Source organism: Geminocystis sp. NIES-3708 (assembly GCF_001548095.1).
GTDB lineage: Bacteria > Cyanobacteriota > Cyanobacteriia > Cyanobacteriales > Cyanobacteriaceae > Geminocystis.
On record NZ_AP014815.1, the window covers coordinates 2,886,589 to 2,909,170 of the forward strand.

General features: G+C 29.7%; 19 protein-coding genes and 1 riboswitch. Of the genes, 10 read left to right on the forward strand and 9 right to left on the reverse strand.

Features of this window, described 5'->3' with window-relative positions; genetic code table 11:
• Nucleotides 1-231: 231 nt before the first annotated feature.
• Entirely contained in the window at nt 232-1,953 is a 1,722-nt protein-coding gene (locus GM3708_RS12715) for a hypothetical protein (RefSeq protein ID WP_066347617.1), read from the forward strand.
• 26 nt (nt 1,954-1,979) lie between these two features.
• Here the strand turns inward: GM3708_RS12715 and GM3708_RS12720 are convergent, their stop codons facing one another.
• The gene (locus GM3708_RS12720) at nt 1,980-2,408 is read right to left on the reverse strand and encodes a single-stranded DNA-binding protein (RefSeq protein WP_066347619.1); all 429 of its coding nucleotides are present in this window, start codon (nt 2,406-2,408) and stop codon (nt 1,980-1,982) included.
• 89 nt (nt 2,409-2,497) lie between these two features.
• Nucleotides 2,498-3,112, reverse strand: a complete 615-nt coding sequence (locus tag GM3708_RS12725; RefSeq protein WP_066347621.1) for a WcaF family extracellular polysaccharide biosynthesis acetyltransferase — start codon at nt 3,110-3,112, stop codon at nt 2,498-2,500.
• A 228-nt stretch (nt 3,113-3,340) separates the two neighbouring features.
• Here GM3708_RS12725 and cobU point away from each other — a divergent pair, with 228 nt between their 5' ends.
• The gene (gene cobU, locus GM3708_RS12730; RefSeq protein WP_066347623.1) at nt 3,341-3,889 is read left to right on the forward strand and encodes a bifunctional adenosylcobinamide kinase/adenosylcobinamide-phosphate guanylyltransferase; all 549 of its coding nucleotides are present in this window, start codon (nt 3,341-3,343) and stop codon (nt 3,887-3,889) included.
• A gap of 143 nt (nt 3,890-4,032) precedes the next feature.
• On the opposite strand, the gene recG is transcribed toward cobU, so the two are convergent.
• Together recG and GM3708_RS12740 are read right to left on the reverse strand one after the other, a co-directional pair.
• On the reverse strand, nt 4,033-6,519 hold the full coding sequence (recG, locus tag GM3708_RS12735) for an ATP-dependent DNA helicase RecG (protein WP_066347624.1): 2,487 nt from the start codon (nt 6,517-6,519) through the stop codon (nt 4,033-4,035).
• A gap of 364 nt (nt 6,520-6,883) precedes the next feature.
• Nucleotides 6,884-8,110, reverse strand: a complete 1,227-nt coding sequence (locus GM3708_RS12740; protein ID WP_066347627.1) for a bifunctional sterol desaturase/short chain dehydrogenase — start codon at nt 8,108-8,110, stop codon at nt 6,884-6,886.
• 117 nt (nt 8,111-8,227) lie between these two features.
• Between GM3708_RS12740 and coaD the strand changes: the two genes are divergently transcribed.
• The gene (gene coaD / locus GM3708_RS12745) at nt 8,228-8,710 is read left to right on the forward strand and encodes a pantetheine-phosphate adenylyltransferase (RefSeq protein ID WP_066347629.1); all 483 of its coding nucleotides are present in this window, start codon (nt 8,228-8,230) and stop codon (nt 8,708-8,710) included.
• A 223-nt stretch (nt 8,711-8,933) separates the two neighbouring features.
• Here coaD and GM3708_RS12750 read toward each other — a convergent pair whose 3' ends face one another.
• The 3 genes from GM3708_RS12750 to GM3708_RS12760 form a co-directional block, all read right to left on the reverse strand.
• On the reverse strand, nt 8,934-11,849 hold the full coding sequence (locus GM3708_RS12750; RefSeq protein ID WP_066347631.1) for an RNA helicase: 2,916 nt from the start codon (nt 11,847-11,849) through the stop codon (nt 8,934-8,936).
• Between the two features lie 227 nt (nt 11,850-12,076).
• A complete protein-coding gene (locus GM3708_RS12755) occupies nt 12,077-12,502 on the reverse strand; it encodes a type II toxin-antitoxin system HigA family antitoxin (RefSeq protein WP_066347632.1) in 426 nt (141 codons plus the stop codon).
• 131 nt (nt 12,503-12,633) lie between these two features.
• Nucleotides 12,634-12,939 (reverse strand): type II toxin-antitoxin system HigB family toxin, encoded by a 306-nt coding sequence (locus tag GM3708_RS12760; RefSeq protein WP_066347634.1) that lies wholly within the window; start codon nt 12,937-12,939, stop codon nt 12,634-12,636.
• Between the two features lie 331 nt (nt 12,940-13,270).
• On the opposite strand from GM3708_RS12760, the gene leuB reads away from it, so the two are divergent.
• The 5 genes from leuB (at nt 13,271) to GM3708_RS12785 (ending at nt 18,496) form a co-directional block, all read left to right on the forward strand.
• Nucleotides 13,271-14,356, forward strand: coding sequence for a 3-isopropylmalate dehydrogenase (gene leuB / locus GM3708_RS12765; protein WP_066347637.1), 1,086 nt, complete (start codon nt 13,271-13,273; stop codon nt 14,354-14,356).
• A 64-nt stretch (nt 14,357-14,420) separates the two neighbouring features.
• Nucleotides 14,421-14,574: riboswitch (cyclic di-AMP (ydaO/yuaA leader) on the forward strand.
• A gap of 278 nt (nt 14,575-14,852) precedes the next feature.
• Complete coding sequence (locus GM3708_RS12770) at nt 14,853-16,190, forward strand: ArsB/NhaD family transporter (protein WP_066347640.1); 1,338 nt, start codon at nt 14,853-14,855, stop codon at nt 16,188-16,190.
• A gap of 116 nt (nt 16,191-16,306) precedes the next feature.
• Complete coding sequence (locus tag GM3708_RS12775; RefSeq protein WP_066347643.1) at nt 16,307-16,567, forward strand: hypothetical protein; 261 nt, start codon at nt 16,307-16,309, stop codon at nt 16,565-16,567.
• Between the two features lie 281 nt (nt 16,568-16,848).
• Nucleotides 16,849-17,967 (forward strand): response regulator, encoded by a 1,119-nt coding sequence (locus tag GM3708_RS12780; protein ID WP_066347647.1) that lies wholly within the window; start codon nt 16,849-16,851, stop codon nt 17,965-17,967.
• Nucleotides 17,968-18,040: 73 nt separating this feature from the next.
• The gene (locus tag GM3708_RS12785; protein WP_066347648.1) at nt 18,041-18,496 is read left to right on the forward strand and encodes a GatB/YqeY domain-containing protein; all 456 of its coding nucleotides are present in this window, start codon (nt 18,041-18,043) and stop codon (nt 18,494-18,496) included.
• Between the two features lie 12 nt (nt 18,497-18,508).
• Here the strand turns inward: GM3708_RS12785 and GM3708_RS12790 are convergent, their stop codons facing one another.
• Entirely contained in the window at nt 18,509-18,802 is a 294-nt protein-coding gene (locus tag GM3708_RS12790; RefSeq protein WP_066347651.1) for a hypothetical protein, read from the reverse strand.
• Between the two features lie 220 nt (nt 18,803-19,022).
• Here GM3708_RS12790 and pflA point away from each other — a divergent pair, with 220 nt between their 5' ends.
• Both pflA and dacB read left to right on the forward strand, forming a co-directional pair.
• Nucleotides 19,023-19,781, forward strand: a complete 759-nt coding sequence (pflA, locus tag GM3708_RS12795) for a pyruvate formate-lyase-activating protein (protein WP_066347653.1) — start codon at nt 19,023-19,025, stop codon at nt 19,779-19,781.
• Between the two features lie 31 nt (nt 19,782-19,812).
• Nucleotides 19,813-21,261, forward strand: coding sequence for a D-alanyl-D-alanine carboxypeptidase/D-alanyl-D-alanine-endopeptidase (gene dacB / locus GM3708_RS12800; protein WP_066347662.1), 1,449 nt, complete (start codon nt 19,813-19,815; stop codon nt 21,259-21,261).
• Between the two features lie 73 nt (nt 21,262-21,334).
• Here dacB and GM3708_RS12805 read toward each other — a convergent pair whose 3' ends face one another.
• Nucleotides 21,335-22,561 (reverse strand): glycosyltransferase family 2 protein, encoded by a 1,227-nt coding sequence (locus GM3708_RS12805; RefSeq protein ID WP_066347664.1) that lies wholly within the window; start codon nt 22,559-22,561, stop codon nt 21,335-21,337.
• Nucleotides 22,562-22,582: the final 21 nt, after the last annotated feature.

A 22,582-nucleotide genomic window follows, 5' to 3' on the forward strand; every position in this document is an offset into this window, starting at 1 on the left:
GTGTTTAAAATAGATTTTAATTTTGTACTTATTTATGTCTAACAAATAATATACTCAAAGTTTCAAGTTCTGATAAACTCTTAACTTATTCATTCTTCATTAATTATTGAGTCATAATAGGTTATCCGTCATAACTTACAAACAAAACAACGATTAATTAACTTAATTAAGACTAAAACTCTGAATGTTAATTCTTAATTTGTCATTATTAATTCTTAATTTCTAATTCTTATGTCTTTACCATCAAATAAGCCCTATAAAAGTCGATTATTTAATTTTCTCAACCGACATTATATCAAGTTTAATAGTCAAGTCAATATTAAATTTCGTGAATTAGGTTATGTAGCAAAAACTGGTTTACAAAATCTAGTTTTGCCATTATTTTGGTTATGGGAAACTACAAAAAAAATTAATCAAACTTTTTCTCCTACTTCTTCCTCTGTTTCATCTCAGTTAAAGAATTCTAATCAAAGAAAAGCCTTAGTTTCCTCAGATGATGTCATAAATAGTGTCAACGAAGTTATTAATTTTCATCCTCAATTAACATCTTTCCCCATTAAAAATTTTCAAGGTTTTGCTAGTAGAATTAAAGACAAACAAATTATTTGTGTTTTAGAAAATAATAAATTTACGGATATTATTCCTTTGAATAAACAAGAAGAAGTGAATAATATTATTCATAATATAACCGATAAACTTACTAATATTCAAGTTTTATCCACTGCCCCACCATCTAACTTTTTTTCTCGGTTTTTAGCGTGGTTTAATATTTTTGGAAAATCAAAATTAGACTTTACTATTTCTCAAGATATTAATAATCTTCATAAATCTGACTTAGTTTTAAAAAATCAATCTTCTTCTGATTTATTTTTAGCTGAAAAGCATAACATTATTTACTTAATTGACAGTTTTTTTGCCATTTTAGAGAATATAGCATTTTTAAGTCACTCTAAACAATTAGATGATGATCAAAATATTTTAGATACTGAAGGTAAAATTATTAGTGGTCAGAATCAAGATAATAATATAATTAATAATTCTCAAACGTTAAACTCTGACTACAAAAAAAAGTTATCAATTTTTCTCTTAATTCAAGAGGCTATAAACTACTTTTTTAAAGAAAAAAATAATAAAAATCAATTAATAGAAAATAATAAAAATTTTAATCAAGAATTGTCTTTTAATAATGAAAATAATCTTGCTATTTCTCCCGCAAATTTATCTAATAATAAAATCTTTAAAACTATAATTAGTCAAACACAAGATAGTTTAGAAAATATTATACCTCTTGTACAAGATAGCACCGAACAAATCATTAGTCAGGGTTTAAATCAATTAAATATTGCTAAAAATAATTTATATAATAAACTTAATAATTCTGACGATCCTTTTCAAGTTAAAATGCTAATTTTTGCCGCTATTGACTACTTTTTTTATAATAAGAATCAATCCCATAAATTATCATCTAATAATCATAATTTAGGATTTTTTTTAGAAACAGAAATTATTATTATAAATGAAGAAATTACTGATCCTTGGTTATCATGGGAAGATTTATTTGGTAATAATATTTTACTTGACTCTTCTGTTAAGAATAATTCTAATATAGTAATAGAAGATAAACAATTTAATGGAGAAATTACTGGTAGTTTTGAGGATAGAGTGTTAGAATCAACTTCGGAATCATTAGAACTAATAATTAATGATTCAGAAATTGAGCAGATAACAAAAGGAAAAAATAATCAAAAAAATATAGTTATTCAAGATAAACAAACAGTCAAAATACAAAAAAAAGAAATAACTTTAGAGGAAATAGAGGTGCAAATTACGGAAATAAAATATGAAAAACATTTATTAGAAATAATCTTAGAAAAACTTGATCAATTTATCCTATGGCTAGAGGAAATTATTGTCAAAATAGTCAATAAAATAAAATTTTTAATAAAAAAATGAGTTGTTAATTGTTAATTGTTAGTTGTTTAGAAGGGAATATTATCTAAGTTATTAGAATTAATACTATCATCTAAAATAGAATCATCTTCATTATCATCAGTTTTATAATCATTTAAACTTACAACTTTATTTCGAGGAGAATTATCGTTATTATTGCCACCCAAAGGATAAATATGAGAAATCGTCAACTCAGCAATTTTCTCTTTATATCCTTGTCTTTCAACTAAATCCATTTTTAAACGTCCAGTCAATACAACTTGATTACCTTCGGTATATTTTTGTTCAATATCTGTAGCCAAACCACCCCATGCAACTACTTTAAGAGTTGAAGGAGGATTATTAGGAGAAGGATTTTCAAATTCTACCATCATCTCAGCAAACGCTAATTGATTATCTTGAGTGTATCTTAATTGAGGATTACGAACGATTTTTGCCATTAAAATGCAACTATTCATGATTTTTACTTCTTACTTAACTATAAGGTCATGATTTTTAACTATCTTCTATTTTGCCACAATCAGACTAAAATAGTAGTTTAAAAATACTAATCTTTTTTGATGTCATGAAAATTACGAGATTTTTGAGGTTGACAAGGATTTCCCCATGCAATCGTTTCGGCAGGAATACTTTTAAAAACACTACTTCTACCACCAATTATCGTATTAGCGCCAATTTTAACACCTTGAGCGATAAAACAATCCGCCGCAATCCAAACTCCGTTACCAATAAAGATAGGTGCAATAATCAGAGGAAAATTCACATGATTAGGGTTATGACTACCTGTACAGAGATAGCATTTTTGAGATAAGATAGAGTTAGACCCAATTTTAATTTTATCTAAACTATATAAGTTAACTTGATCTCCAATCCAACTATAGTCACCAATTTCGACTTTCCAAGGAAAATATATTTTAACACTGGGGCGAATTACAACATTTTTACCGATTTTTGCACCAAATAGTTTTAATAAACTACACCGAAAACTATTGAAATTATGAGGGGTAATCGGAAAAATAATTGCTTCAATTAACCACCATAAAAAAATAAACCATTGAGGTTTACCTCTATTAAAAGAAGAATTATATTGACTTAAATCAAGCCAAGATTTCTCATCTAAAATAGGCTCTAATTCTGGTAGGATTGGGTTTTGATTATCCATAGAAATATTAATGTATAAAAAAATTAATAATTAATAGGGATAGTTTAGCAGTAAATTTTATATTTTAGTTAAAAAATTAGAGTTTTTTTAAATAAATACTAATAAATAGAAAATAATAATAATATGAAATTATAGTTTTTTCGTATAGTTTTTTCGAAAAGTTTATGATATAAATAAATATCAAAAAATAAAATTAACTATTACTAATTTCAAAATACACAAAATTTTATGAAAGATTTTCAAATAATTTTAGTCACGGGTGCGGCAAATTCTGGTAAAAGTGAATGGGCAGAATCTCTGGCGAAAAATAGTCAAAAACCAGTAATTTATATAGCAACTGCACAAAAAATAAAAGATGATGAAGAATGGATGTTAAAAATAAAACAACATCAAAAAAGACGACCAAAAAACTGGCAAACATGGGAAATTCCTGATAATTTATCTTTAGCAATTAAGAAAATTCCTCAAGATAATTGTATATTAATTGACTCTTTAGGTACATGGGTTACTAACTTCTTAGAAAAAGATGAATCTCAATGGCAAATTGAAGTTGAAAAATTGATTTTTAGTTTAAAAAATGCCTCCAGTAACATTATTTTAGTAGGGGAAGAAACGGGTTGGGGTGTTATTCCTGCTTATCCTTTAGGGCGTTTATTTCGTAATCGTTTAGGTAAACTTATTCGTCTAATAGGAAGTATGGCAAATACCGTATATTTAACCATAGGAGGTTACGCTGTTGAGGTGAGTAAAATTGGGATAAATCTCAATTTAAAGTAAAACTGCTCATTCATTTCTGTTGCTGATACTTTTCAAATTTGCTCGGTTTCTCAACAAAGATTAATGAAACACATAGGCTCGGTTTTTGAGAAAAATATTTCTACAATTCATAATAGTTTATTAGTAGTTTTCAGTCTAAAAAACTAAGTTAAAATTTGACTACCAATTAACTTTTGATAACGTCTTTCTAATTCATTTTTTAAAGAAGGTGTATCTTTTAAATATTGATGCTGTAATAAAATCTTCTCAGCCGCTTCCCTAGCTAATACTAACACTTCTTGATCTTCCACTAAACTAGCTAACGCAAAATCTGGTAAACCCGATTGACGACTACCTAAAACTTCACCAGGACCACGTAATCTTAAATCCATTTCCGAGATAAAGAAACCGTCTTGTGATTGTTCTAAAACACTTAATCTTTGCATTGCATCCCCAGTTTTACTGCTACTGAGTAACAAACAATAAGATTTATGACTACCACGCCCTACCCTACCCCTTAACTGATGTAATTGGGATAAGCCAAAACGTTCAGCATTTTCAATTAACATAACAGTAGCATTAGGCACATCAACTCCTACCTCAATCACTGTTGTTGATACAATTATCTGAGTTTTGTTATCCCGAAAAGCGTTTAACGCAACATCTTTTTCCGCTGATGACATTCGCCCATGTAACAAGCCAATTTTAAAGTCAGGAAAGATTTTTTCTTTAAATTTTTCATATTCAGCCACTGCTGCCTTTACGTCTAACTTTTCAGATTCTTCAATCATAGGAAAAATCACATAAGCCTGTCTTCCTTGTGCTACTTCTCGCTTAATTAAGTCATAGGCATTTTGTCGTTGTCTGCCAGTTAATGCTGTAGTTTGAATTGCTTGTCTGCCAGGTGGTAATTCATCAATTTGACTCACGTCTAAATCACCGTGAAGGGTTAAAGCTAGAGTGCGTGGAATTGGTGTTGCTGTCATACTTAATACATGAGGTGCTTTTCCTTTCGCCAGTAGTCTTCCTCGTTGTTGTACTCCGAATCTGTGTTGTTCATCAATTACAACTAAACCTAGATTACAAAAGTTTACAGGATCTTGAATTAAGGCATGAGTGCCGATTAAAAGAGGTAATTCTCCACTTTCTAGTTGAGCGTGTATTTCTCTACGTTTACCTATTTTTGTTGAACCTGTAAGCAATTCTACGGGCAAATGTAAGAGGTTAAACCACTCTACTATCTTGCGATAATGTTGCTCGGCTAAAACTTCTGTGGGTGCCATTAATGCACCTTGATAACCTGATTGTAAAGCAGTTAAAAGAGCAAAAACTGCTACAATTGTTTTCCCTGAACCTACATCACCTTGCACTAAGCGATTCATCGGGGAGTCTGATTGTAAATCCTGCTCAATTTCGTTGATAACTCTTTGTTGAGCATTTGTTAATTTAAAGGGTAAGATGTGATTAAATTCTTCAATTAGTTTTCCTTGAGGGGTAAATGCCACTGCTTGACGACTCTCTTTTTCTTGTTGTTTACGATTTAAAAAGCCTAATTGGAGATAGAAAAATTCATCGAAAATTAATCTGCGTCTAGCTTGGCTTAGTTTATCTTGATCTTCAGGATAATGTATTTGGGCGATCGCTGTTTGTAGATTAATTAAATTATATTGTTGTTTCAGAATAACAGGTAAAGGATCAGTAATTTCTTGTAATGCAGGAATAGCTTCTACCACACTTTTACGAATAACATCAGCAGGAATACCTTCAGTGAGAGGATAAACTGGTAGTAAACGCCCAATTTTCAAAGAATTAATATTACCACCCTGAGAATCTAAAACCTCAAATTCAGGGTTATCAAGGGTAATACCGTATTTATTTTCCTTCACTAAGCCAGAAGCTGCCAATAATGCACCCATAGGATACATCCGCTTCATTTTTTCTTGCCATCCTCGATTAGTGAATAAATTACCCGCAAAAAAACGATTAATTTTTAATTCTCCGGTAGCATCTTTAAGAATAAGATTAAGGATAGTTAATTTTTTATTTTTTGGACTGGTAAAACAATCACATTTTTTAACTTTGCCAATAACTGTTACAGTTTCCCCAGCTTCTAAGTCACAAATATTAATTTGACGAGCATAATCAATGTGATCTCTGGGATAATAAAACAATAAATCTCTGACAGTATAAATATTTAATTTTCCTAATAAGTCTTTTTGTCGATAATTGATTGTACTTAAATCTGTTATAGGTTGATCTAAAGTAATCTTTTTTGGTGTTGAAGGAGGAATAATAGGAGAAAGAGTCGCAGTTTTTGGAAGAGAATTGACGATATTTTCTTTTATCTCGTAGGAATTTAACTCATTTATTTGTAATTGACGAACTTCGGTAATTAACGCTTCAGTTTGACTAATTAAATCCATTCTTTGTGACGTTGTTAATTGATTATATATAGCAAATTGTTGAGCTGTTTTTTGCCAACGAAAAGCAATTAATAAGTTATTAACGGGAGGAATTTTACCAAAAGTTAACCATAAAAATTCATGAAAGCGATGTTGCTTACCTTGTAAATTTTGATAACCATATTCTTTTTCTACGTTTAAGGCTTTTTCTACTCTCTGCCAATCAGGGTTATTATGGTTGTTACTCATTCTTTAGAATAATAAATTCTTTCTCATGACATTTTACTTTGTCAGGAGGATTTATGACATTAAGGTAATAATATAGATAAAAAGTAATGGGTGATAGTTATTATGAATAGATAATCGTTATTCATCGAAAAATATGCAATATATAGAAATCACCCATAGACACTAAATGTTAATTAAGCATTATCAACAAACCGCCACCTATAGTTTTTAAACCTTATAAGAATATTTGTTTTGCCTAACTTCTAAATATTGCTGATAATTTCTCAACTGTATAGCTTTTATCTAATATCTAAAACCTTTACTTTTATCTTGATCATGTGTAATATGAGTCTTTTTTATATATTTACAGCCTTGGCATCATTTTCTATTTGGTAAAGAGTTTAAAATAAGTTGCTGTAAATAACTCTTTGAGAGGAAAAACAATATAAGTTAAAGGATTTATTGTCACAATAATATCTCGGAAATCTCTTACTACTAAGTTAACAATTTGTTTTGCAACCCAGTCAGCCGACATAACACCAATAGGATTAAGATTACTCTTAAAAGGACCTAAAATCAATTTGCGAATGATAATCGGAGAATTAACTCGTTTCATGGTGACTAATTCACCTAGTGTACGTTTACTCATTTCATAAAGAGGACTAAAAGCAGGATTAACTTCTGCTTCGGATGTGTTTACCCAAATTTCTTTTCTGGCTTTATCTTGATTATTGCGCACAGTTTTCAGGAATAATTCCATTAATCGCCAACTAGAAAAACTGTTAATTTCATAAGATTTTTCAATGGCTTTTTCTGTTTTTTCTCCATAAACATTAATACCATGATTGAGAATTAATATATCAATCTTTTCTAACATTTGACTTAAATTTGATTCTTCCCCAATTTTCCATGTAATCGTTTTAATGGGGATTTGTTCATTTTTGACGTTAATTAATAATTCCTGATTTTGCGATGTTAAGGCAGTAACTTTTGCCCCTTTCAAGTATAGTTGTTTGACTAATTCTTGTCCCAATGTACCATTTGCCCCTGTGACAGCGATTTTTTTTCCTTTTAAAGATAATGCTGTACCCATGATACGATCAACTATAGTTAAAGTACCGCAAAAATAGGCATTTTGATCGTCAAAATGGTGTCGCCAATGATAAGTACGATTTACGAACCAATGAGCTGGAATACTCGTAAAATCTCCTTGACGATGGGTAGCATCAGTAATTTCGTCAGCGTAAGGCACACCCAAACCTCTGGCGATGGCACTTCCAGTAAATGTTAAAGTATAGAATGAACCCAACCATGCCAACCATTGATAGCTTGGAGAAATTAATTCTTGGGAAATAATTAACAAGGCAAAACCAATACTAAACACTAACATCACTAAGGATTCTGGTACATCATTATACCAGTGAGCTTGACGATAAATTTCAACGGTGTTGACGGATAAGTCTGGTTTAAATACTCGATGATGCCATGAATGTAAACGTGATAAGGGTGTCCAAATATGTGCTAAATAATGATAATAGTCTCTAACTAATTCTACCCATATTATCGAGAATAAGGCGATGGCAAGAGCTATTAATAAGGAGTTGTTAATCATAAGGGAAATAAAAATAGCAAAATTTTTTATAAAACTATAGCATTGTAACAATTAACAATTAACAATTATTAACTATCCATTATTTATTATTAACTATTTATTATTCACTTTTCATTTATGATTGCAATTTATCCCGGTAGTTTTGATCCTATCACTCTTGGACATCTCGATTTGATTAACCGCAGTAGTATTTTATTTGAGAAAGTCATCGTAGCAGTATTAAAAAATCCACAAAAACAACCATTTTTCACGGTGGAAAAAAGAGTACAACAAATCCAAGAATGTACTCAAAATATTAAAAATATAGAAGTAGATAGTTTTTCTGGTTTAACCGTAGAATACGCCAAAATGAAACAGGCTGGAGTATTATTAAGAGGTTTAAGAGTAATGTCAGATTTTGAGCAAGAGTTGCAAATGGCACATATAAATAAAACTTTAGAATATAAAATTGAAACAATTTTTTTAGCAACAAATACTGAACTTAGTTTTATTAGTAGCAGTGTTGTCAAAGAAATTGCTAAATTTGGTGGAGCGATCGATCATCTTGTAACTTCTAATATTGCTCAGGATTTATATTTAGCTATTAATAATCGAATTTGAACAGATTAATCTTAAACTGTCCTTAAAATTGCTATCGGTGATAAGTGACTTGGAAAACAAGCAGACAGAGAGATTATATTTTTTACGAATGAATAAAATTCTCTCAAAAGTCCATCAAATATTGGGAATTTTTATACCATTTTACTTATTAACTTGTCCACCTGTCTCGTCTCCACCATTTTTGTTTTGTCAAACAGAGTTTATTTTCATCACGTCCTAATTACTATATCGGAAAACGTTTCATTTTTAATGCCGCCTCTTTGGCAGTTTTTATTAGATTACCTGATATACCCGAAACTTGAGGAATTTGCACTAACACATCAACTGTGCGACGTAACACACGAACAATATCACCTTCATCCATAGTGGTATTTTTGGAAATTTCTTCCCACGTTACCTCTAAACACCATGCCTCGGATAAACCAATCATATCTCGTTCTAACCATACAGGAATACTTATATCGTGACGGTTTTGAACTTGGTATAATTTGCGACGAATTTCCCATAATTCCTGTTCAGGATTATAGTTCATATCTTCTATTTTTTGCAATCCTAAAGCGTCTAAGACTTCTAATGATGGTTGAAAACCTACCCATGTGTCAAATCGTGCAGGTTCAGTAATCAATGCAGTAATAACCGCCGCAAGGTGATGAGGAGAAAGGAAATCAAGACGATGAGACATCAATGCTAATCCTAACCATAATTCATTTTCTCCTCGAATAACAGAGGCTGCCTCTCCTAATAAAGTCGGGGTAAAGCCTTCTAATGCACCAAATTCTCTTAAAATCTCGATTAATGCTATAAATTCTTGCCAATAATATGAGCTACTTGATTTATATCTTTGATATTGAGTTTGAATTTTGCTTAATTCTTGTTTTAATATCTGTCTTTTACGGTTATTTTTGAGAATTTGAGAGATTTTTTCAACTTTATCTAAAGGATTATTGATGATAGCTTCTTCTACCTCTAAAATTCTTTGTTGTTGTTGGATAATTTCCTCCGTTGGTTGAGCGTATTCTTGTTCATTCTGACTAATAATTTTACTCACCGATAATGTATTTTCATCCCCATGACACCATAAACCAATTTTAAAGTCTTGTCCATCAGGAGTATATAATTGTTCAATTGAAGTAGTCGGAATTCTACCACTATTAATATCAATAACATCACTAAAAGAAGCAATATACCAGTTATTATCTTTTCCTAAACATAATAAAAATTTTTGATTTCCGTTAGGAATATGTGCCACAAAAACCCCTTGAATACTATAGGGATTTTTCTTATTTTCTCGACTTAAATTAAGAATACTACCAGGCGATAAATTCTCTAAATAAGGCATAATTGCCCGTTGTCTTTGTTGTATCCAATTTCGATAGAATAATTTAAGAACTTTCTTTTCTTGTTTGCGCCTTTCTTTTAATTTTTCATAACTAGCTAAATCTTTACTGTTAAATCCAGCTAACATAATATCTAGTCTTGTTAACTCTGTAGTATAATCAGCGATTGCTTCCTCTTGGGGTGAAAGTTGTAATTGTGCTAAATATTCTGCAAAACTTAACTCTAATAACTGCTTAACCTCATCTATGTTATGTTTTTGTAATAAGTTTAAAACCATACCATAACTAGGAGTAAATTGACTACGGAGAGGCTCAGGGGGTGATTTAGCTAGTTTAGAAGCAATTAAAGCCCCTTCATAGGGTGTTTGCACAGTGACAACGTAGCCTACCTTATCCATACCTCTACGCCCTGCTCTTCCCGCAATTTGCATAAATTCAGAGGGAGTAAGTAAACGGTGTCCATCATCACTTCTTTTTTTCAACGCAGAAATAACAGTAGTACGTGCAGGCATATTAATCCCTGCGGCAAGGGTAGCCGTTGCAAAAACAATTTTTACTAAACCTAACTCAAATAATCGCTCAACTAATTCTTTCCAAGCGGGTAAAATTCCAGCATGATGGGCGGCAATTCCTCTTGTTAATGGTTCAATTTGACTACTTCTAACTAATTCACTATTATCAGCTAAAAATCTTAATAAACGTTCTTTAAATAAGGGTTTATCAATTAAATAATCTACTAATTCTTCTCCTGCTTGTTCATAGTTAGCAATAAAAGCTAAAATCTTTTCATAAGCAATTTCATGTTCTTTTTTCGCAAATATTACTATTTTTTCCTGTAATTCTAAATTTTCTATCATTAAAAAATAAAGTAAATAAAGTAAAATTTTTCTACTTTCTTCTACATTAACTAAATTAAAATAACTTAAAGATTCTACTGCTTGATCACAACCCCTACGACTAAAAATTATATAGATAGCCGGAAGCATATTATTATTGCTTAATTGTTGGACAATAGTTTTAATGGTAGGACAATCTTTTTGATTAAATTTTCCTCTTTGATTAGTGGCTAAAACACTTTTTAATTGTGGATTTAGTTTATGATTTTTTTCGTTAAAAAGTGCAAATAGACCTTTATTATGACTAAAATAAAACTTTAATGGTACAGGACGAAAATCAGAATTAACTAATTTACATTCGCTAATTTTACCCTGCTGAAAATTTGCTTGACGAACATTATTAATCCAACGACATAATTCCTGAGGATTACCGATAGTTGCTGATAATGCCACTAATTGAATATGAGGAGGACAATAAATAATTGATTCTTCCCACACTGTACCACGTCCGGGATCACTGATATAATGGCATTCATCTAAAACTACTGTTTGCACATCTCGCACGGAAGTCCCCACTTCACCGATGGGAGTGCTATAAAGCATATTACGAAAAATTTCTGTGGTCATGACAATAACAGGTGCAGAAGGATTGATTAAGACATCCCCAGTAATTAAACCAATTTCTGCATAAATACTAGTTTCAGGCAGTAAAGTTTGACCAAATTTTTCTTGAAAATCACGAAATTTTTGGTTAGAAAGGGCTTTTAATGGAGTGGTATAAAAAACTCTTTTTCCCTCATTTAAAGCGCGATAAATAGCATATTCACCTATTAAAGTTTTACCAGATCCTGTAGGTGCAGTTACAACTACAGATTTATTTTCATCTAAGTAAGCCATCGCTTCTTGTTGAAAATCATCTAATTTGTAAGGAAAAATGGTATTAAAATCTAAAGTGATAGCATTCATATAAAAATTAGCAAAGAAGACTGAATAATTAACAATTATTTGTCCTCAAAATAGTAGGGTGGATTAGGTGATGATAACTGACGGGGTAACAACAAAAGTTGTCATAAAGGTAGATTTTCTGTGATAGTTGCGAACAGTCGTTCGCCCGTACATAGTTTTTTATAGTTTATATTTAATATTTTAAAATACAACCTAATACTTAATACCCAACACTTACATTTTTGTTTCTAAACAGAGACTAAATTATTAGATGATTTTAAGGGAAAAAATACCGACGGAGAAACATGAAAAAACTCTGCTAATTCTTGGATATGGCGATTAGTAAGTTGACGTTTTTCCCTTAAAATATCAGAAATGATCGATTCAGTTTTAAAGATACAAATTAGATCTTTTTGTTTTAAATTATGTTCTTCCATAAGCACTTTTAATAACTCTACCCCATAAATATCAGGAATAAGCTCCTCTCGTTGTTGTTCATAGTTATACACTAATGTACCTAAGACATCTAGATAATCTTCTTCTTCTGGAGTAAGTAATGGTTTATCAAGTAATTGATTAATCACTGATTGAGTGGCTTGAAAATCAGCATCAGTGACAACCGGGCGAGGAGGGAATTCGTAAAGGAGTTGAAGATATTTCTCAGTTGTTATCATATATCTTAGTAGTTTAAAAGTTCGATAAAAATTGAATTGCTCAAATTATCGTTAATTGTTATGTAAAGGAAAACAAAATGATTAAAAAATATTTTTTAGATATAACTTAAGTATCTATCTAAATTAGACTTTTACTTGAAAAACCAAGAGTCTTTTTTCCAGTGACTTTTATTATATTCTGAATGAGTCAAAACAGCCCTAATATATACTTTTGCTCTCGAAAAATCGATTTTGGTAATAAGTCGATAATTAGTTCCACTAATATTGAAAACAGTTAATTGCCCAACGGGATCAGCATGAGAGAAAGTTTGACGAACATCATCTAAATGTTTCCATCGACTTTGGTTAGTAATTTTATGCCAAAATTTTAAGCCTGTTTCAGCATTAGGATTTTTCTCCCAAAATTCTCTCAAGGCGGTTTTACTGATAATGTGCATACGCAAGTTATTTTCAATATAAGGTTAACTGGTATCATCTGTTTTCCTTTACTTTATGGTTGGTTAACAATTTCTTAATCTTAGCAATTTGCGAAGTTATTTGTCAATGACTTTAGATATTCTTTTCCTACCAAGATTATATAATCGTATAGTCCTACTAAGTAATGTTAGGACGTTTGTAAAATGATAGAATTTTCATTCTGACTATAAAGAATCTTCTAGCTTTTTTGCCTAAAACCATTATTAATTGTTAATTACCCATTGCTCATTGGCTATTGCCTAGTTCTGATATGATGAAAGGTTGTTCAAAATATATATACAGATATTAATAATGACTAATAAATATTCTATTACTTTATTGCCGGGTGATGGTATCGGTCCAGAAATTATGGCTGTCACCGTTGAAGTTTTAAAAGTAGTAGCTAAACAATGTAATATAGAATTTCAATTTCAAGAGGCTTTAATTGGTGGTGCGGCTATTGATGCTACAGGTAATCCTTTACCCCCAGAAACTATTGAAATATGTAAAAAAAGCGATTCTGTTTTATTAGCGGCTATTGGAGGTTATAAGTGGGATAATTTACCCCGTGAGCAACGCCCAGAAACAGGATTATTAGGTATTCGTGCGGCTTTAGGTTTATTCGCCAATTTACGTCCTGCTACTATTTTACCTCAATTAATTGATGCTTCTAGCCTGAAACGAGAAGTAGTGGAAGGAGTTGATATTATGGTAGTACGAGAATTAACAGGAGGTATTTATTTTGGTAAACCTAAAGGCATTTTTACCTCGGAAACAGGAGAAAAACGAGGCATAAATACTATGGTTTATAGTGAATCAGAAATTGATCGCATTGCTAGAGTTGCCTTTGAGACTGCTCAAAAACGTCAAAAGCGGTTATGTTCTGTAGACAAAGCAAACGTATTAGATGTGTCTCAATTGTGGCGTGATCGTGTAATTGCAATTTCCGCAGATTATCCCGATGTAGAGTTAACTCATATGTACGTTGATAATGCCGCTATGCAATTAGTGCGCAATCCTAAGCAATTCGATACCATTGTTACTGGTAACTTATTTGGTGATATTCTTTCTGATGCGGCGGCTATGTTAACAGGTAGTATTGGTATGTTACCTTCTGCTAGTTTAGGTAGCGATCGCCCAGGATTATTTGAGCCTGTACACGGTTCAGCACCTGATATTGCAGGGCAAGATAAAGCTAATCCTTTAGCTCAGGTTTTAAGTGCAGCGATGATGTTACGTTACGGATTAAATGAGCCTATCCCAGCAAGTAAAATCGAATCAGCAGTATTAAAAGTCCTTGATTTGGGTTATCGCACAGGAGATATTATGTCCGAAGGATGTAAACCTGTAGGATGTCAAGAAATCGGTAAAATTTTATTAGACGTTTTACAATCTTAATCAATTTGTGTTGAGCAATACAGCGAATTTTTGATAGTCAAGCTATAATAGAAAAGATTTACACAGAGTTAATCAGCCTAGTTTCATTGATCTAAATAAATTAAATCGCTGGAAACGGGGGAACCATTAACGGGGCTTATTTCTACTTTTATTGTAGAAAAGAACATCTCTCAGTTCTAGCCCGTCAGCTAACCTCGTAGGCATTGAGAGGAGACTAAAGAATGAGCGTTTTTCATGTCTCGAATTCATTAGGTATTCCTATTTTGACCATACTCTTCATTGATCATCCTTTTTGAATTTGGGGTTTAATTATCTGATGAATTATCACTAAAAATATTTTTTCACTAATTGAATAATTTAGTTTTTTTAAAATATTTACTAACTTGATGAGTGTATTTTTATCCGTTAGTAAATTAATTTTATATATCTAAATATATAGAACTAAAAACATCTATCGTTTGAGTTTTTTATCATTTCTAAGAAAAATATTTATATTATGGAAAATATTTCTACTATCATTTCCGCATCAGTATTTGTTACAGTAATAGCACTAATTACAGCAGATAAAATACATTTAACAGTTGCCGCTTTATTAGGTGCACTGATACTTATTTTTACCCATACCCTTACACTCACAGAAGCCATTGGATACATCAGTAAAAGTCATGCAACTTTGGTCTTATTTTTTGGTGTAATGGTTTTAGTTAGAGCATTTGAGCCTACTAAAATCTTTGAATATTTAGCTACTAAAATGGTACTAATTGCTAAAGGTAGAGGTAACGTCTTGTTATTAGGTATTATTGGTATTACTACTCCCATTTGTGCATTTTTGCCCAATGCTACCACCGTAATGCTATTAGCTCCCTTAATTCCTCCTCTTGCAGAAGAAATAGGTGTTAATTTTGTACCTTTGCTTATTTTGATGGTTTTTGTAGCAAATAGTGCTGGATTAATCACTTTAGTGGGAGATCCTGCTACTTTTATTGTGGGAGATGCTATTAACATGAGTTTTCTTGACTATCTTCAACGGTTAAGTATTGGTGGCTTGATTGCTGTTATCACCGTTGCTGTCATGACACCGATTTTATTTCGTGATATTTGGAATACGAAATTTACTCATTTAGAAGACTTACCTCATCCTAAAGTGAATCACCCGAGAATGTTAGCTTTAGGGGCTTTAATCATGGTTTTTGTCCTTTTCTTTTTCATTTTTGGCGATTCTCTAACCGTACCTGTATCTCCCGCCGCAGTGGCTTTAATGGGTGCGGCTCTGGCTTTATTATTAGCACATCACAGTAAAATTGATACGGTTCATAATATCTTGAAAGATGTAGATTGGAGTACTTTAATTTTCTTCATGTCTATTTTTGTTTTAATTGGTAGTTTGGAAAAAACAGGAGTTATAAAAAGTTTATCAGGGTTATTAGCCTTTGTTTTAGGACAAAATATTTTTGTTGGTTCAATAGTTTTAATGTTTGTGGTTGGTTTGCTTTCTAGTGTTGTCGCAAATATTCCTCTTGTAGTAGCAATGGTACCCTTATTAAAAGAATATTTAGTTAATGTAGGCTTAACAGGTTCAGAAGTACTAAATCCAGATTTTGCTGGGCAATTCCCCCCAGAAGTATTACCTTTATTTTATGCCATGATGTTTGGTGCAACTTTAGGAGGTAATGGAACTTTAGTTGGTGCATCTTCTAATATTGTAGCGGCGGGAATTGCAGAGCAACATGGGAGAGAAATCTCCTTTAAGACTTTTCTTAAATACGGATTACCCATGATGGGAGTACAATTGATTGTCTCTGCTATTTATCTAGGATTATTTTTCCTTTTTTGAGATAAAATTGACAATTTATCGGATTAATATTTTTCTTTTCTCAGATAATGGATGTTTGATTAATATAATAGTTAGTCAGTAATTATCAACTTTGTTAAATTTCAGAGGAGGAAAAAATGATCCCCATCATCAGTAATGGTAATACCACTAAAATCACTAAAGGTGTTCCTGACTTACTAGATCCTAATATACTTAAGTCGGCTAGGGCAATCTATCAAACTTACTGTCATTTTCATGTTAAATTAGCAAAACCCCCCATCGGAGTAGCGATTGATCGCAAAACTCATAGAGGTCAATTATTATTTACTAAACGTCCTATTTTATTACCTTGGGAAAATTTTATTCCTATTAATCAAATAGAATCCGAAACATATTAAAATTTTTTTGTTAGTTTGAAAAATAGCGAATAGTAAGATAAGTTGATTATTTCTTATTAGGCAATGATTTTAATTGGATTAAAGATTTATCAAACCAATTATTGGAAAATGGTTAATTTTGATCTCAATTGTCTTGATTCTTGTTTTTTGATTCGGTAATCTTAAATTATTGTAGATTCTTTTTTATTTTATACTGATAAAATTTAAAATTGATGATAACTAAAATTTTATAATTTCGGAATCTACACATAAATTCTTATGATAACTGAACAGAATATTATATGTATGGTGATTTACAAGAAATAGATGTTAACTCTCTTTTTTATTTTATTAGTACACAGCAAAAAACGGGAGTTTTTTTTGTTGAAACTGAATCTAATTTTTTAATGAAAAAATTATTTTATTTTATTTTTTTTGAGCGTGGAGAGATTATTTTTGCCGCAGATCAGCAATCTTTCGATTTACAACGTCTTCAAGAATATTTAACTTATTACCAATTAAATCAGGAAATTCAATCTATTGAAGAGTCGTTAATTGATGTTAATACTATTGCTGAATATGAAGCTATTTTACTATTAAGTGAAAAAAAAATTATCTCTATAAATCAACAAAAAAATCTTATCAAAAACATTATTGAAGAAGTTTTATTTAATGTATTTTTTTTACGAAAAGGATATTTTAGTTGGCAAGAAAATATTAATTTAGAACCATTAATAATTAGATTTAACGTTGATTTTCTTATCCCGAAAATTGCAAATTATGCTCAAAATTGGCAACAGCTAAATCCTTACATAAGATCTCCTCAAGAATGCCCTTTTATTACTAATAATCCTCAATTAAAACTATTAGTTAGTGATCATCTTTATCAGACTTTATGTGCAAAAATAGATGGTAAAACTTCATTTTTACAATTATCTCGTTATTTACACCAAGATTTAGCTACTATTGGTCAATTTATTTATCCTTATGTTGAAATGGGATGGATAAAAATTATTACTCCTTTTTTATTATCTTCTATTAGTCAATATTCATCACCAAAAACTTTTAATATATTTTGTTTAACTCAAGATAAAAATTGGGCTTTTAAAACAGAAAAAATATTACATTTGAAAAAATATAACCTCTTCACTACTGATAGTTTTAGACAAGGATTAAATAATATTTTAACATCTTCAGTAGATTTAATTATTTTAGACTCAGATATTGATCATAATGAGAAATATCAATTATGTAAAATTTTAAAAAATATAGAAAATAAAAAAAATATCCCTATCATTTTTTTAGTTAATAAATATAATCATCTAAACTATTTAACAGCTAAGATTTATGGTGTTAATGAGTATATAAATAAAAAGAAATTTAATCAAAATTTAATCAAAATTATTGAACAATATTTATAATTTGTAATTTTATTTATTCACTAAATTTGTTATAATAAAAGTATATTAATCAATTACAATAAAAATCAAAATCATGAGTTTAAAAGATCAAATTGGAGAAGATATAAAGTCGGCGATGAAAGCCAAAGATAAAATTCGCTTAGAAACCGTTAGAAGTATTAAAAAAGTTTTATTGGAAAAAGAAGTAGAATTACGAGGAAAAGGTAAAGATATTTTAACAACGGAAGATGAAATTGAAATTTTAGTACAACAAGCAAAACAAAGACGAGATTCTATCGAACAATATCTTCAAGCAAATAGAGCGGATTTAGCCGATAAGGAAAAAGCAGAATTAGAAATTATTGAAACTTATCTTCCTGCACAAATTTCTGATGAAGAATTAGACAGTATTATTACGAATATTATTACTAAATTAGAAGCGAAAACAGCCAAAGACTTAGGAAAAGTTATGAGAGTTGCGATGAAAGAATTAAAAGGAAAAGCTGATGGGAAAAAAATTCAAGACTTAGTAAAATTTAAGTTAAGTTAAATATCTTTTTGTCTAATTATCTATGGTGCAAAATTTAATACTAGGAATAAGTATATCTTCTACTATACCTATTCCTGAAAATCCCCATCTTGATAATAATAGTTTTAATTGAGGAAAAGAAACAGATTCTACACTAAATAAATCTTTATATTCTGGACTATGATGATTGATATAGCCTAAAGCATCAAAATTTTCTTTAAAAACAAATAAATAAGATTTTTTTTCTTCATCAGAGTTACCAATATTTGCGACTAAATATTTACCATCTTGTCTAGATCTTAATAAATAAAAAGTTTCGTTGAACATAGATAATAATTAATAATGATTTTAATTTTACAATAGATAAAGATGAGAAATTTATCGAGGAAGAATAACTTTTATAATATCAATACAGTTAATGTTTATCTAATAAATTAATCTTATTTTTAATATCTTCACCAAAGTTTTTTTGAATATTCTTAATTAATTGTGACATAAAATGAATTAGGAATAATTTTTTTATAACAGTTTAAGTATATATCATCTTATGACAAACACACTAAGTATTAATAATAGTTCACAAACTGGAATAATTCATTCCGTAGAAAGCTGTGGCACGGTTGATGGACCTGGTATTCGTTTTGTTATTTTTACTCAGGGATGCCCCTTAAGATGTTTATATTGCCATAATCCTGACTGTCGGCATTTTGAAGACGGAAAAATAGTTACAGTAGATGAATTAATTACTGAAATTGACAAGTATAGAGCGTATTTTGAGTCCTCTGGTGGTGGTGTAACTATAACTGGTGGTGAACCTCTAATGCAGCCAGATTTTGTTAAAGCTATATTTCAAAATTGTAAAAAAATTAATATTCATACAACTTTAGATACTTCTGGTTATGTTAACTTAAATATAGCAAAACCAATCTTAGAATATACAGATTTAGTCTTATTAGATATTAAATCTTTTGATCCTAATATTTATCATAAATTAACCAGTGTTTCTCTCGAACCAACTTTAATTTTTGCTCGTTATTTAGCACAAATAAATAAACCTACATGGATAAGATTTGTCTTAGTTCCTAATTTAACAGATCCTGAAAATAATGTTCGTGGATTAGCTCAGTTTATTGCACCTTTTAAAAATATCGAAAAAGTAGAAATTTTACCTTTTCATAAAATGGGAGAGTATAAATGGGAACAATTAGGCTATGATTATCAACTCAAGGATACTCAACCACCTTCTCCTCAATTAATGAATCAAGTGATAAATATTTTCAAAAGTTATGGCTTAAAAGTACAATAAATAATTGATAATTAATAATAATTTTCTCATCATGATTAACCAACGTTATTTATTGATTTTATTAAGTTCTATTTTTATATCTATCTCTTTCCCCATAATAGCACAAGAATCTTTTAAAAATAACGAAAAAAAAGTCTGTGCTAGTAATCTTAATAATCAAATAAATCTTATTCTTAATCAGCCTTCACGCAAAAAAGAAAATTGGGGTATATCTATTGAAAGTGTTAATAATAATCAAGTATTATATCAGTTAAATAATAATAAATATTTTATTCCTGCTTCTAATACTAAATTATTAATAACTGCGGCTAGTTTATTAAAATTAGGCTCAGATTTCACCATAAAAACTCCCATTTATCTTCAACAAGAATCTCCTAATTTAAGTAATTTAATTATCGAGGGAAAAGGAGATCCTACTTTTAGTAAAAAACAGTTAGATATTATAGCTAAAAAATTAAAAGAAACAGGGATTAAAGAAATTAATAAATTAACTTTAATTGATGGTTATTTATCATCTCCAAGCACTAATTATACTTGGGAATTTGAAGATACTTATTTTTATTTTGCCGTACCTGTTAATAGTTTAATTCTCGAAAATAATACTGTTAATTTAACGTTAAATCATAATAATATCAATGAAAAACCATCTATAACATGGTCAGATTCCTTAGCTGGAAAACAATGGGATATAGAAAATAATGTTTATACTAGAGAAAAAAATACAGAATCTAATGTAGTGATAAGTCCTTTATTTGCTAAATCGAGTTTAGAGTTAACAGGAAATTTAGCCATAAATAAACAAGATAATATTTGGAGATTAGCTATTCCTAAACCTGCAAATTATTTTCAAGATTCATTGGTAGAAATTTTAAGTAATAATGGTATAAAAGTAAATACTACTCAAATTGTTACTGAAAAAAATCATTTACCAGAAAATAGTGAAAAATTATTCTTAGAAATAAAATCTCCTATTTTGGCTGAATTAATCAAAATTACTAATCAAGATAGTAATAACTTATTTGCGGAAGTTTTACTAAAATATTTAAAATATGAATCCTTAAATGAATTTGAATCTTTAACTCAAATTATGAATAATTTCGGAATATCATCTGACAGTTATCAACTCAAAGATGGCTCAGGTTTATCTCGTCATAATTTAATTACTCCCGAAGGCTTAGTTACTTTATTAAAATTAATAAATAATAGTGAATATAAAGATACTTTTCGTAATTCTTTAAGTCTTGCTGGAGTCAATGGTACATTAAAAAACCGCTATCAAAATACAAATATAACTAATAAATTATCAGGAAAAACAGGTACTTTAAGTGGTGTTTCTGCGTTATCTGGGTATTTAACAATCGATAAATTCGATGATTTGGTTTTTACTATCATCGTTAATCAATCAACAGAAAATTCAGTTATTTTAAGAAATACTATTGATGATATTATTTTTTTATTAGCACGATTAGAAAGATGTTAATCATGTCCTACTTTTAGTTGAATCAATTAATTTTTTAGTTAAAATTAAATCATTTATCAATTTAGTTAAATAGTTATATATATTTAAGATTAATACCAGTAATGTATCTAAGTTTGATAATTTTTTGAGTTAGAAAAGGAGTCATTAAGGGTTTTTTTCCATGCTGAATTCTATCATAATTACTCTGAGCAATTTGTTTCAGTTTTTGGAGTAAATCTTTTCTTCTCACACTATCTAAACCCGTGATAGGAGAAGTAGTTAAAGAATCAACTCTTTTACGGCGAAAATAACAAAATTCGGGAGAATTAAGAATTTTAAGATGAAAATGTGCTCTTAATAAAAATTCTGTATCTCCCCCAAATAATAATCCATTGGCAAAACCATTTAACTTGAGAATAGCAGAACGTCTTATCAAAGAAGTCGGATGTAGTAATCCATGACCAGGTTTTTCTTTTAATGCCAGATTAACGTCAAGAGGATAAGTTACAGGTATAGTAATTTGATTGATTTCATCTACTCTATATTCTTGTGTACCTACTAAATCTGCATTAGTCTCATTCATTAATGTTAACACAGTTTCTAATCTGTTTGAAGTTGACCAGTCATCGGCATCTTGGAATAAATAAACATCATAGTTAGTTTGTTTAATTACCGATTGAATTATTTGATATGGTCCAACAGATTCTGAAGTTTTAAGTAAAGTAACTTGAGGGTAATTTTTACAAATTATTTCGGGACTTTCCTTTGAGTTGTCATCAACTACTACGATGTTAGTTAACGGTATAGTTTGATTTACTAAACTTAGTAAACAAAAGTTTAGCCATTGATTGCAGTTTAAATGAGGGATAATCGCGAGAATTGTTTGAGGAAAAGTGACATTATTATTTTTAATTAGATTTTTTTGTGGTGGATTAATTAATTTAATTTCAGTTAATATATTTTCTTCAATTAGTGTTTTTAAAAGTTGGAAAGGTTTAGATAATAAGTTGAGTCTATTTTTAAAGTATTTTTTTATAAATTCAGCTTTAGCAATCCATTTAATCTTACTCATATCTAACTCTTGTGCTGTTAATAAAGGATAATATGGCTTATCAATTAACCAGATAAAATTATCTTGAATATTAATTAATTCAAGGTTAATCATTTTATTATGATCTTGAGATAAAATCCAATTATTATGAGGAATATTTAATAAATCTTGTAAATTATTAATACTATATTTTTTTTGAACAATAAATTTATTTTTAGATGAATTTTTTTGGTTGCTAATATTCTTACATAAATAAACGACAAAATTCATAAATATTATTTGAAATTAGTA

What these genes read in the sequence shown, in the direction of transcription:
- GM3708_RS12715 (WP_066347617.1), top strand. Translation starts at nt 232, where the DNA reads ATGTCTTTACCATCAAATAAGCCCTATAAAAGTCGATTATTTAATTTT.
- GM3708_RS12720 (WP_066347619.1), bottom strand. Translation starts at nt 2,408, where the DNA reads ATGAATAGTTGCATTTTAATGGCAAAAATCGTTCGTAATCCTCAATTA.
- GM3708_RS12725 (WP_066347621.1), bottom strand. Translation starts at nt 3,112, where the DNA reads ATGGATAATCAAAACCCAATCCTACCAGAATTAGAGCCTATTTTAGAT.
- cobU (WP_066347623.1), top strand. Translation starts at nt 3,341, where the DNA reads ATGAAAGATTTTCAAATAATTTTAGTCACGGGTGCGGCAAATTCTGGT.
- recG (WP_066347624.1), bottom strand. Translation starts at nt 6,519, where the DNA reads ATGAGTAACAACCATAATAACCCTGATTGGCAGAGAGTAGAAAAAGCC.
- GM3708_RS12740 (WP_066347627.1), bottom strand. Translation starts at nt 8,110, where the DNA reads ATGATTAACAACTCCTTATTAATAGCTCTTGCCATCGCCTTATTCTCG.
- coaD (WP_066347629.1), top strand. Translation starts at nt 8,228, where the DNA reads ATGATTGCAATTTATCCCGGTAGTTTTGATCCTATCACTCTTGGACAT.
- GM3708_RS12750 (WP_066347631.1), bottom strand. Translation starts at nt 11,849, where the DNA reads ATGAATGCTATCACTTTAGATTTTAATACCATTTTTCCTTACAAATTA.
- GM3708_RS12755 (WP_066347632.1), bottom strand. Translation starts at nt 12,502, where the DNA reads ATGATAACAACTGAGAAATATCTTCAACTCCTTTACGAATTCCCTCCT.
- GM3708_RS12760 (WP_066347634.1), bottom strand. Translation starts at nt 12,939, where the DNA reads ATGCACATTATCAGTAAAACCGCCTTGAGAGAATTTTGGGAGAAAAAT.
- leuB (WP_066347637.1), top strand. Translation starts at nt 13,271, where the DNA reads ATGACTAATAAATATTCTATTACTTTATTGCCGGGTGATGGTATCGGT.
- GM3708_RS12770 (WP_066347640.1), top strand. Translation starts at nt 14,853, where the DNA reads ATGGAAAATATTTCTACTATCATTTCCGCATCAGTATTTGTTACAGTA.
- GM3708_RS12775 (WP_066347643.1), top strand. Translation starts at nt 16,307, where the DNA reads ATGATCCCCATCATCAGTAATGGTAATACCACTAAAATCACTAAAGGT.
- GM3708_RS12780 (WP_066347647.1), top strand. Translation starts at nt 16,849, where the DNA reads ATGTATGGTGATTTACAAGAAATAGATGTTAACTCTCTTTTTTATTTT.
- GM3708_RS12785 (WP_066347648.1), top strand. Translation starts at nt 18,041, where the DNA reads ATGAGTTTAAAAGATCAAATTGGAGAAGATATAAAGTCGGCGATGAAA.
- GM3708_RS12790 (WP_066347651.1), bottom strand. Translation starts at nt 18,802, where the DNA reads ATGTTCAACGAAACTTTTTATTTATTAAGATCTAGACAAGATGGTAAA.
- pflA (WP_066347653.1), top strand. Translation starts at nt 19,023, where the DNA reads ATGACAAACACACTAAGTATTAATAATAGTTCACAAACTGGAATAATT.
- dacB (WP_066347662.1), top strand. Translation starts at nt 19,813, where the DNA reads ATGATTAACCAACGTTATTTATTGATTTTATTAAGTTCTATTTTTATA.
- GM3708_RS12805 (WP_066347664.1), bottom strand. Translation starts at nt 22,561, where the DNA reads ATGAATTTTGTCGTTTATTTATGTAAGAATATTAGCAACCAAAAAAAT.